This window comes from Planococcus citreus (assembly GCF_003664125.1).
Taxonomy (GTDB): domain Bacteria; phylum Bacillota; class Bacilli; order Bacillales_A; family Planococcaceae; genus Planococcus; species Planococcus citreus.
On sequence record NZ_RCCP01000001.1, the window covers coordinates 1,253,432 to 1,265,868 of the forward strand.

Consider the following 12,437-nt stretch of genomic DNA (forward strand, 5'->3'; position numbering starts at 1 on the left):
ATCTCTTCATTATGGCACGGATCGGGCAGTTTTGCAGTTAAACGATTATTGGCATTATTGGTCGAGCAGGCTCACGGAGACTTTCACATCGAGCGACTGGCTGCCGCCTCTGTAGACACCTTGAACCGGGCTGACATCGTTGTAATCGCGGCCGACGCCGACGCGGATGTGGTTTTCCAGCGCTTCGACATTATTGGTCGGATCGAGCCCGACCCAGCCGATGCCCGGCACCATGAATTCCACCCACGCATGGCTTGCCGCATCGCCGACAAGCGCTGAATCTTCGCCGACGTATAAATAACCGCTGACGTAACGCGCCGGGATATGCTTGCTGCGCAAGATGCCAAGCATGACGTGTGTGATATCCTGGCAGACGCCTTTTTTCAAGCCGAATGATTCGCTTGCTTTGGTCGTTACGGTCGTCGACTCCCCGTCGTATGTGAAATGGTCAAATACGTACTCGGTGACATCGATTGCGTATTGCACCGGGTTGGTCATCGCCCCAAGCTCGCGATCGACCAACTCCATCTGTTCCGGGGTGATATACGTATAAGCCGTATTGCTCAAGTACGCCATATAATGCTCCTTAAACAATTGGGAGTGGAAAATGACGTTCATTTCCGGCGAATAATCGATGCGGTGGATGAACGGGCTCTTCTGGATGCTGACGATGGACGTCGATTTCACTTCCAGATGCTGATGATGTTCGGCAATGAAAAACGTCTCGACGTTATTGCCGAAAATGTCGACATGTTCTTTCGTCAACGTTGCTGGTGTGATATCCGCACGGTAGGACAGGAGGCGCTGGCATTCATCCGTTCGTGGTTTTAGGCGGATGGTATTCATGCTTTGGTCGACGATTGTTTCATAATCAAAGATATTGGTATGCTCGATTTTGTATTTCATAGAAGTTATTCCTTTCATGTCCATCCCTTGGGATTGGAACGCCATTGCTGTCTCGGCTTCGGGATCTGTTAAATAATAAGTGCTGGAGAAAATTCGGCTGATTTCATTGCAGCCATCCTGGAAACGATTCAGGAAATGCATCAATTCATCCGAATCAAGAGATTCAATATCCGTCTCGCTGAAGGAAGTCCGGACTTCATCGAGTTTTGCGTACAACTCCCATGAATAATGGGACACTTTGCCTTCTTCAAGTTCTTCGACCGCATCCCGCACATGGTCAAGGCAATAGCGGATCGATCTCGGGAAAGTTTTGTCCGAGATCAAAAAGCCCAGTACTTTCCTTGGCTCCATGCGTGGTGGATTGCTCTTCAAGAACGCGTTATAGCCGTTCGTCATCCTGAGCGCCGCCAGCCAGAAATAATAATCATCGGTCTTTTCTTTCCTCACGCGTTCACGCGTCCGCTCGCAGACGACATTCAAGATGCGTGCCGTCTTTTCTGCGCGTTCAAGCCATTTGGCGATTTTAATCATTTGATACGCCACACCCCGTGACATCGAAGACTCGACAATTCCCTGGGAAATAAGCGAAGTCGTTTTGATGTTTTCCAGGAACGCTCTCATGTCACGGACCGAACTGTTCTTCAAGTCCATATCATTAAGCGCCAAATACGAACGGTTCCAGGTTTCCCAGTAATCATCCGGGATGTGGTCGCGGCTGATGCGGGCATTTTCCCGGACGACCATCGCGCAGCTGGCGACTGAATTGGAATTTTCCTGCGCCATCGCCAAATATTGCACCAGCTCTGATTCCTCATATGTCGGGTTGGCTTTGATCCGGCGCATCGTTTCCGTCGAATCGCAGATTTCAAAAATCAACCGCCAATCTGAGTCACGCACCAGCTCTTCGTCGGCCGCTTCGATCATCTGCAGCAATTGCACGTCGAGGATGCGCGCATTGTTCTCCGCCCGCTCGACATTCCGGGACATCCAATACAATGAATTTGCAACACGGCTTAACATTTACGCATCCTCCCCTTCTTCTTTCTTTTTGAACACCCAAGTATCTTTTCCGCCGCCGCCCTGTGAAGAGTTGACGACAAGCGACCCTTCTTTCAGCGCGACACGGGATAATCCGCCAGGCAGGACATGGGTCGTCTCGCCCCTCATGACGAATACCCTCAAATCCACGTGGCAGGGGTAGAACTTGTCTCCTTGATAAGCCGGTGCGCGGGACAGCTTGATCGTCGGCTGTGCTATATATTGATGAGGCGTTTCGATAATTTTCTCCCTGAACTTTTCGATCAGCTCCTTCGAGGCGTGCGGGCCGACGAGCATATCGTATCCGCCGGATGCCCCTACGTTTTTAACGACGAGCTCTTCAAGATGCTCGAGTACCCATTCCCGATCTTCGGGCTTATCAAGCAAATAAGTTTTCACATTGTCGATGATCGGTTCTTCGTCCAAATAATAGCGGATCATCTCCGGCACATACGCATAGATCGCCTTGTCATCCGCGACGCCGTTGCCGACCGCGTTCAAAATCGCGACATTGCCTTTTTGGTAAGCTTCCATCACGCCGCGCACCCCGAGCGCAGAGTCTGAACGGAATGATTCCGGATCCAGGAAATCATCATCGATGCGGCGGTAAATGATATCGACGCGCTTCAGCCCGCGGATCGATTTCATGTAGACGATATTGTTGCGGACGACCAGATCGCGGCCTTCGACTAAATCCATGCCCATCTGCTGGGCCAGGAAGACGTGATCGTAATAAGCGGAGTTGTACATGCCCGGCGTCAGGAGCACCGCAAACGGTTTGTCTTTTCTGCCTTTTGGGGCATGGTCCAGAATGGAATCGTGCAGGAAGCTCATTTGATGCTCGAGCGTCATCACCGAGTGGTTGACGAAAAACTCCGGGTATACTTGGCGCATGACGTAACGATTCTGATACACATACGACAATCCGGACGGGTTGCGCAAATTGTCTTCAAGGACATGATATTTTCCGTTCTCATCTCGTATCAAGTCAATCCCCGCCAGGAAGATGTGGTTGTTGAGCGGGATATCGACGCCTTTCATCTGCTTTTCGTAATAATAAGGATTGTCTTCGACTAGATGGCGCGGCACGATGCCCGCTTCGATGATCTTTTGGTCGTGGTAGACATCGTCCAAGAAACGGTTCAATGCTTCTGCACGCTGCGTCATTCCTTTTTCGACCACTTCCCACTCTTCTGGCGGGATGATGATCGGCACAAAGTCGAACGGCATCGTTCGCTCCGTCCCTACATTATTATGATAGACGGTGAAAGTGATGCCTTGTCGGAGAAACGACAACTGCGCCGTTTCATGCTTTTCCCTTAGTTCATCTTCTGAAAATCGCTTGATCACTTCATGGAAGGTTTCGTAATGGGCTTTCGGTTTACCATCGGGCGTAAACATTTCATCAAAAAATGGACTGGTTTTATAGTTGTTAAACACGTGGCCGAACCCCCTCTGTCAGAATACCGCCAGTAACTGCCGCTGATTTTTAAAAGATATGAATTTTCTGTCTACTGGAGGGAAAGAAAAAGCCATGCCCATGCTCGGCATAGCTGTTCTTTGTTCTATTATAACCGAAGTTATTTTTTCGTTGTGCCATCATTTGAAGAATTACCGGAAGATGAATCGGTTTCCGGATGCTTTTTCAGCGATTCAGCATAGGGAGTACTGCCACCGAATGCGCCTCCGCTCGGTTTATCGGCTTCCTTAGAAGAACCAGTAGACGAGAACGAATTTTTATTCGCCGAAGATGTCGATTGGTCCGTTGAAGAACCTGAGCCTTTTGTCTCGCCGACATCATCCTGGAGGGTCTTGTTCGCTTTATCGAGCGCGTCTTTTTCCTTATCCATCATTTGCTGCTGCTTTTCGATCGTCGTTTTGACCGTTTCGACCGCTTTGTTGATATGAGGCTTCACTTTGTCGACCATGCCTCCCGATTGCTCGTTGAAGCGATCTAAATTCTTTTTGATATTTTCTTTCATGTCAGCTGTACTTGTCGAAGAGCTGCCTGTATTTTGCGTGCTGCCGGTTTCTGACTTTTTCTGTGTCATCGCTGCCCCGATGGCTGCACCTACCCCGAGCAATACGAGCTTGCTGAAAAATCCACCTGATCTTCTTGCCATTTTATGACCTCCTTCTCCATTTAATAAAGCTTAGTGTAGTAAGTATAGACGGAATTGCCTATTTTTAAACATCGCTTCCCAAATGAAAAAGGACACTCCTATGGAAGAGCGCCCTTTACGGTGTATCTATTAATTTGCCTTCTTCTAACAATACTTCCTTGAATGCTTTGACGACTTCTTCATCATATTGGATGCCGATCAGCTGCTCGAGCTCGTCCATCGCATACTGGGCGGTGAACGCAGAACGGTAAGCACGGTCTTCCGTCATCGCATCGAAAGTATCGCATACGCCGATGATCTTCGCCTCGATTAAAATCTCGTCACCTTTCAAACCGAACGGATAACCACGCCCGTTCACCCGCTCGTGGTGTTGCTCGACGATGTCAGCGATATCTTTATAAGGGGTATCCCGGATCATATCAGCACCGTCTCCCGGATGTTTTTTCACCAGGTCGAATTCTTCGTCAGTCAGTTTGGAAGGCTTTTTCAACACTTCTTCAGGAATATTGATTTTGCCGATATCGTGGAGGATGGATGCCAAAAATAATGACTCTGTCCGTTCTCTGGTCATCTTCAATTTGGATGCGGTCTTAATCGCATAGCCAGCCACACGAGAGCTGTGATTAAATGTATAACGATCTTTATGCTCAACTTTTTCACCGATTTTCCGCAACTCCGCAATCATTTTACTAGCATATTGGAAAACCGGGAAATTTGAAACGGACAATAACACAACGGTTTCTACTACATTAAAATTCACAGGCGATTCCAATTCTTTACATGAAAAGAAATCATCTTTGCCTAGATGAATTTGCTTGCCTTCGATTTCCGCTTGTATCTCTCCATCTAATATATAATAGAATTCATGTGCCTCAGCGGACTCGCTTGGAATCAAAATAAAAGTTTTATCTTTTAAAATAGTTTGCTTCATCAGTTCCAAACCACTACCTCTGCCTAGCAAAGAAAGAGTGGTAGCATCATTTTCAACTTTTTCCAGATATTTTCCTTTTAATATATCCAAGCCCTTCACAAATTCACATCCCCTAAAATATAAAAAAATGAGAGTAAAGTTTCCTCTACCCCCATACTACTCTTTTTAAAAGATATCTACAATATACTTACCAAGCCACCACAATAATCGGGTCGATCAAAGCGGTTCTGTCGCCGAACTGGATGTCTACATAAACCATGTCTACAGTGAGTCCTGCAGCAGTTGCTCTATCCATCCCTTTAACTGTCATGTTCTCAGCTTTCTCCTGAAGTTTAGTGATCAGCTTTGTGATTTGTTCTTCGTACTTCGCTGTTAACTTTTCCTGTTTGTTAACATCTGTTTCTTCCGCTAACTTTTCTGTGTATTGAGTGTATAGCTTGTCAGCTTTTTCTTGGTTTTTAGCGATTTCCGCTTCGATCTTCGCGTTCACCTTGTTGACATCGGCAATAGCTTCTTTTTCTTCTACTGTCATAGAGTCTTCAAAGTTATGGAATGGCACATCGTCTACAACTGGAATGTCCGATGCAAACGCTCCTGTTCCCATTGATAAAATCATTATGAATGAGAAGATGACGGCTGTGATACTTTTCTTGAACATGCGTATTCCTCCTGAGGTGATTTAGTTTTTTGAAGAAATTGCGGATCGCTTAACATTTTTATACTGTGTTTACTAATCGAATAAGCGACCGATAGTCCTACAATCCCTAGTATATACACACTAGGACTTTTGCACAACAACTCCTGAAAAAATTTACAATAAAGAAATTATTTAATTATTTAAAGTTATTAAAATAATCAATTTATTAACCTTTCCCTTTTATCTCGATTTATAATCCCAAAAAAGAAAAAGCCTGCAATGAAAAATTGCAGGCTTTTTTCGTTCAGTCACACTTATTAAGGCAATACCGTACTGCCCATCAAATAACGGTCGCATTCCCGGGCAGCTTCACGGCCTTCGTTGATCGCCCAGACGATCAAGCTCTGGCCTCTGCGCATATCGCCAGCCGCAAAGATGCCTTCGACATTCGTGCGATAATCGCCGTATTCAGCTTTAACGCGTGAATTGGCGTGCGTTTCCACATTCAATTGGTCGATCAGCAGCTGTTCCGGCCCGCTGAAACCGATAGCGATTAGGATGAGGTCCGCTTTCCACACTTTTTCCGTACCTGGAATTTCTTCGCGGATGCGGTTGCCTTGCTCATCGATTTTCAGTTTGACGTTAACGGTATGGACTTCTTTTACATGTCCGTTTTCATCGCCGACAAATTTCTTCGTCATGACCGCATAAGCACGCGGATCGTCACCGAACGTTGCGGCAGCTTCTTTATGGCCGTATTCTACGCGGTGGATTTTCGGATATTGCGGCCATGGATTGCCTTTTTCGTCACGGAGCGCGCCTTTTTGATCGTAGACATCGAATTGCACAAGGCTCTCGCAGCCGTGGCGTACGGAAGTTGCGAGACAGTCTGTTCCTGTGTCCCCACCGCCGATGACAATGACGTTTTTTCCTTTTGCCGAAATATAATTGCCGTCTTCCAAATCGGAATCGAGCAAGCTTTTCGTGCTGGCATGCAGGAAGTCCATTGCGAAATGCACGCCTTCTAAGTCACGCCCTTCGACATCGATGTTGCGGTGCACAGTCGCGCCAGTCGCCATGATGACCGAATCGAAATCATCACGCAATTTTGTTGCAGGATAGTTTTTGCCGACTTCAACATTCGTCACGAATGTGATGCCTTCCTGCTCAAGGATTTTGACGCGGCGCATGACCATATCATACGGCAATTTCATTTCAGGAATGCCGTAAGTCAGCAAACCGCCGATGCGGTCGCTTTTTTCGAATACCGTTACGGTATGGCCTGCTTTGTTCAATTGGGCTGCCGATGCAAGCCCCGCAGGACCTGAACCGACTACAGCCACTTTTTTGCCGGTGCGGTGTTTCGGCGGTTCCGGAACGACCCAGCCTTCCGCAAATCCGCGTTCAATGATCGAGCGTTCGACCGTGCGGATGGCGACAGGCGGTTCGTTGATCCCCAGAACACAAGCCCCTTCACATGGAGCCGGACAAGCAACACCGGTGAATTCCGGGAAATTATTCTTCAAATGTTCACGGTGAAGCGCTTCTTTCCATTGGCCGCGATAGACAAGATCATTCCACTCCGGAATCAAGTGATTGACCGGGCAGCCGGTCGTGCCATTGTCGAGATCCATGCCGGTCTGGCAGGTCGGGACGCCGCAATCCATGCAGCGCGCCCCTTGCTTTTGTACTTCCTGTTCAGATAGCGGAATCGTATAATCTTTCCAGTCTTTCGTCCGCTGTGCCGGGTCGCGTTCTTTTACAGTCTGACGGTCATATTCCATAAATCCGGTTATCTTCCCCATCGTTTCCCTCCAGTTCGCATATTTTCCAAGCTTTTCTCTATGAAAGGCAGCTATTGCCGGCGCTGTTACTTGCCGGCCGAAGCCATTTTACTTTCTTCGAATGCGGCCATTTCGGCATCGAATTTCTCCATGCCGCTGTCTTGAAGCTTGCTGATGCGTTCGTTGATCTTCAAATAGGCTTTCGGAATGACGCGGACGAATTTGGCAGACAGAATCTCCCAATGATCTAACACGCGTTTGCCGTTCAAGCTTCCTGTATAGCGGACATGGTTTTCGACCATCTCTTTCAGTTCCGCAATTTCAACAGGATCTGCGAGCGGCTGCATATGCACCATTTCAGGGTTGCAGCGCGCGCTGAATGTTTCATCTTCATCCAAGACATAAGCGACACCGCCTGACATGCCGGCTGCGAAGTTTTTGCCGGTATCTCCAAGAATGACGACGCGCCCGCCGGTCATGTATTCACAGCCGTGGTCGCCGACGCCTTCGACGACGATTTTTGCACCTGAGTTGCGGACGGCGAAACGCTCGCCTGCCATACCGTGGATATACGCTTCCCCAGCCGAAGCACCATAAAACGACACGTTGCCGATGATGATGTTCTTCTCGGGAAGGAATGTCGAATCCACTGCCGGCTTGACGACAATCTTACCTCCGGATAAGCCTTTTCCGACAAAGTCATTGGAGTCTCCGATCAAATTGAGCGTCATGCCTTTCGGAATGAACGCACCGAAGCTTTGCCCGGCTGAGCCTTGGAAATTCAACGTAATGGTATCTTCCGGCAAGCCCTCTGCACCGTATTTGCGGGAGATGGCGCTGCCGATGATCGTCCCGGTCGCACGGTGGATATTGCGGATTGCGGTAGATACTTCGACTGGCTCCCCTGTTTCAATCGCATTGCGGCAGCGAGGCAAGAGTTCCTGCACATCGAGCGTGTGCTTCAAACCGTGGTCTTGCTTGATCGTTGCATAGCGGCCGACTTTTTCCGGCAGGTCCGGCTGATAGAGAAGCTGCGTCAAATCCAGCCCTTCCGCTTTCCAATGCTTGATCGCTCTATTCGTTTCCAGCACATCGGTGCGGCCGATCATTTCGTTAATTGTGCGGAATCCAAGTTCCGCCATCAATTCGCGCGCTTCCATGGCAATAAAGCGCATGAAGTTCGCCACATGATCTGCTTCGCCCGTGTACTTTTTGCGCAGTTCCGGATTTTGCGTCGCAATCCCGACTGGGCATGTATCCAAATGGCAGACGCGCATCATGACACATCCAAGGACAACTAGCGGGGCTGTCGAGAAGCCATATTCTTCGGCACCCAAGAGCGCTGCAGTAACGACGTCGCGGCCGGTCATCATCTTGCCGTCTGTTTCGACGACGATGCGGTCGCGCAGGCCATTCAACAGAAGCGTCTGATGCGTTTCCGCAAGGCCGATTTCCCATGGCAAGCCGGTATGCTTCAAGCTCGTTTTCGGCGCAGCGCCCGTGCCGCCGTCATAACCGCTGATCAACACGAGATCTGCACGGCCTTTGGCGACGCCAGCTGCGATTGTGCCGACACCGACTGCGGATACCAACTTAACGCTGATGCGTGCACGCGGGTTGGCGTTTTTCAAGTTGAAGATCAATTCCGCTAAATCTTCGATCGAATAGATATCGTGATGAGGAGGCGGTGAAATCAATTCGACGCCAGTCGTCGAACCGCGCACTTCCGCAATCCACGGATATACTTTCTTGCCTGGCAAATGACCGCCTTCTCCAGGTTTTGCCCCTTGTGCGACTTTGATCTGGATTTCGTCAGCATTGACCAAATAATGGCTCGTGACGCCGAAGCGGCCCGATGCGACTTGCTTAATGGCGCTTCTGCGGCTATCGCCGTTGTCGTCCGGAATAAAGCGCGATACTTCTTCGCCGCCTTCTCCTGAGTTGCTGCGTCCGCCAATTTTATTCATCGCGATCGCTAAGGCTTCGTGGGCCTCTTTACTGATCGAACCATAAGACATGGCGCCGGTTTTGAAGCGTGCACAAATCTCTTCGACCGTTTCGACTTCTTCGATCGGGATCGGCGTGCGGTCTTTGAATTTCAATAAGCCCCGCAATGATTGGAGATTGGCTTTTTCATCCGTCAAGAGTTTCGAATACTTGCGGAAAGTATCGTAATTATTCGTCCGGCACGCTTGTTGAAGCGTATGGATCGTCATCGGGTTGTATTGATGGTCTTCGCCGTTTTCACGGTACTGGTATTCATCGCCTGATTCGAGCGCAGGATTCGCTCCTTCGCGGTCCGGATAAGCAGATGCGTGGCGCAGCAGGACCTCTTTGGCGATAATATCGAGCCCAATGCCCCCAAGGCGCGATGATGTACGCGTGAAATATTTGTCGATAACATCCATATGGATTCCGATCGCTTCGAAAATCTGTGCGCCTCGGTAACTTTGAATGGTTGAAATACCCATTTTAGACAATATCTTGATGATCCCGTCCGTTACAGCTTGCACATAGCTCGCTTCCGCCTGTTCGACGTTCATGCCGTGGATATCGTCTTTCGCCACCAGGTCTTCGATTGATTCGAATGCCAGATAAGGATTGATCCCTTCCGCACCGTAACCAATCAGCATGGCGAAATGATGGACTTCACGCGGTTCCGCAGACTCGAGCAGGATGCTCATGCGTGTCCGCGTGCCTTGTCGGATTAAATGATGATGGAGCCCTGAGACTGCGAGCAGTGCAGGAATCGCCGCATGCGTGCTGTCGACGCCGCGGTCAGACAGGATGACTAGTGTCGCGCCTTGTTTGATAGCCTCGTCCGCTTCAGCAAACAATGCTTCCAGACGCGCTTCCATCGCTTCGGCGCCTCCATCCGCATCAAACAGAATCGGCAAGGTGATGGCTTTGAACTCCGGCAAGTTCTGCTGGCGCAGTCTTTCAAGCTCTGCATTTAGCAATACCGGTGTTTCAAGACGGATATGGCGTGCGCTTTCCGGTTTCGGATCCACCAAATTGCCTTCTGCCCCGATGGTCGTCCGGGCTGCCGTGATGATTTGCTCACGGATCGCGTCAATCGGCGGGTTGGTGACTTGTGCAAACAATTGCTTGAAATAGTTATACAAAAGCTGCGGTTTTTTCGACAATACCGCAAGCGGCGAGTCGTAGCCCATCGAGCCGACCGGATCTTTCCCGTCGGACGCCAGCGGTTTGATGATTTTCTGGACTTCTTCCTGCGTATAGCCGAAAGCAAGCTGCTGCTTTAACAGCCCTTCGCCGTTTGGATGCACCACTTCTTTCGGTTCTGGCAAATCGCCCAAATCGAACAAATTGTTTTCGACCCAATCTTTATAAGGGAGCTCGGACGCAATTTGCGTTTTGATTTCGTCATCCGGGATGATTTTGCCGGCTTCAAGGTCGACCAAAAGCATCTTCCCTGGGCGCAGGCGGTCTTTATAGATGATGTCATCGGAAAAGATATCGAGCGCACCGACTTCCGAGCCGAGTACGATCATGCCGCTTTTCGTAATATAATAACGCGCCGGGCGCAAGCCATTGCGGTCGAGGCACGCTGCAATCTGGCGCCCATCTGTAAATACCAGTGCCGCCGGGCCGTCCCATGGCTCCATGAGCGTGCTGTGGTATTCGTAGAAATCGCGTTTTTTCTTGTCAATCGATTTGTCATTGACCCATGGCTCCGGGACCATCATCATCGCCGTATGTGCAAGCGAACGGCCTGATAGATGGAGGAATTCGAAGCAATTGTCGAACATCGACGAATCGCTTCCTGTTTCATCAATGACCGGCAGGACTTTTTGCAAATCTTGGTCATTGAAATAAGGGGAGTTGCAAGCGAGCTGTCGGGCTCTCATCCAGTTGACGTTTCCGCGAAGCGTATTGAATTCGCCGTTATGGATGGAGTAGCGGTTCGGGTGGGAACGCTGCCAGCTCGGGAAGGTATTCGTACTGAACCGTGAGTGGACGAGTGCCAACGCCGATTTGAATTCGGGATGGTTGAGGTCGATATAGAATGAATCCAGTTGTTCCGGGATGAGCATGCCTTTATAGACAATCGTGCCGGCAGACAAGCTGCTGAAATAGACGTCTTTGAATTCTTCCACGCCGCCCATTTCCTGCTCGATGCGTTTGCGGATAATGTACAAACGGCGCTCCAAGTCCATGCGCGTCTCTAGCTCCGCTGATGCACCGATGAAGATTTGGCGGATGACCGGCTTGGTTTTCGCCGCGACATTCCCGACAAATGAATCGTTGACCGGCACAGGGCGCCAGCCGAGTGATTCCTGGCCTTCTTCTTCGACAATGCGCTGGATGATATCTTTTGCTTTCATGCGTAGATCGTAATCCTGTGGCATGAAAATCATGCCGATGCCGTATTTTCCTTCATCCGGAAGGACGATTCCTTCTTTTTCACATTGCTTCAGGAAAAAGCGGTGTGGAATCTGCGTCAAAATGCCGGCGCCGTCCCCTGTGCTCGTATCGGATGATTGGCCGCCGCGGTGCTCCAAGTTACACAGGATGTTCACTGCGTTCTGGACAATGCTATGCGATTTTCTGCCGTCTATATTAGCGATCATCCCAATGCCGCAAGCTTCATGTTCCTGGTCGGGATGATACAGTCCTTGTGCGATCGGATACTCTTTCTTACTCAATAAAACCGCCTCCTTTTACACGCTAATTTGTCATAATATTATGATAGTATATCATATAACTGAATATATATACAATTGCATTTTGTGAAAAATTTATCAAGTGCATGAAGATTCATTACAAATCCTAGGATTACAAGTGAAACCGCTTTCAAATAAAGGTGTGTAGCGATTCTTCTTTATTCGCTATTTGTGTATATTGATACAGTAATTTTTTCGTCCGCTTTTCCCGGCACCCCCTTTTCCCAGTAATTATACAATTCGCATTGGAATCTTTTGATTGATCACTTGGAAAAACTAAGATGGCTAACTGATTTTTCGGCTACACTCGCATAAAATTTTCTATACAAA

At 49.0% G+C, this 12,437-nt stretch carries 7 protein-coding genes and 1 pseudogene; all 8 read right to left on the minus strand.

Features of this window, described 5'->3' with window-relative positions; translation table 11 throughout:
* Positions 1 to 54 precede the first annotated feature (54 nt).
* Positions 55 to 906, minus strand: coding sequence for a transglutaminase family protein (locus DFR62_RS17630; protein ID WP_421958182.1), 852 nt, complete (start codon positions 904 to 906; stop codon positions 55 to 57).
* An 87-nt stretch (positions 907 to 993) separates the two neighbouring features.
* A pseudogene (locus tag DFR62_RS17635) lies at positions 994 to 1,926 on the minus strand (alpha-E domain-containing protein); the annotation flags it as partial.
* Positions 1,927 to 3,384: a circularly permuted type 2 ATP-grasp protein gene (locus DFR62_RS06205; RefSeq protein WP_121298785.1), complete on the minus strand. Its 1,458-nt coding sequence runs from the start codon at positions 3,382 to 3,384 to the stop codon at positions 1,927 to 1,929.
* A gap of 140 nt (positions 3,385 to 3,524) precedes the next feature.
* The gene (locus DFR62_RS06210; RefSeq protein ID WP_121298787.1) at positions 3,525 to 4,067 is read right to left on the minus strand and encodes a hypothetical protein; all 543 of its coding nucleotides are present in this window, start codon (positions 4,065 to 4,067) and stop codon (positions 3,525 to 3,527) included.
* A 115-nt stretch (positions 4,068 to 4,182) separates the two neighbouring features.
* On the minus strand, positions 4,183 to 4,998 hold the full coding sequence (locus DFR62_RS06215) for an HD domain-containing phosphohydrolase (protein WP_338324977.1): 816 nt from the start codon (positions 4,996 to 4,998) through the stop codon (positions 4,183 to 4,185).
* Positions 4,999 to 5,185: 187 nt separating this feature from the next.
* Complete coding sequence (locus tag DFR62_RS06220) at positions 5,186 to 5,656, minus strand: DUF3450 domain-containing protein (protein WP_121298791.1); 471 nt, start codon at positions 5,654 to 5,656, stop codon at positions 5,186 to 5,188.
* A gap of 296 nt (positions 5,657 to 5,952) precedes the next feature.
* Positions 5,953 to 7,440, minus strand: coding sequence for a glutamate synthase subunit beta (locus DFR62_RS06225; protein ID WP_058382702.1), 1,488 nt, complete (start codon positions 7,438 to 7,440; stop codon positions 5,953 to 5,955).
* Positions 7,441 to 7,505: 65 nt separating this feature from the next.
* Positions 7,506 to 12,089, minus strand: coding sequence for a glutamate synthase large subunit (gene gltB, locus DFR62_RS06230; protein ID WP_121298793.1), 4,584 nt, complete (start codon positions 12,087 to 12,089; stop codon positions 7,506 to 7,508).
* Positions 12,090 to 12,437: the final 348 nt, after the last annotated feature.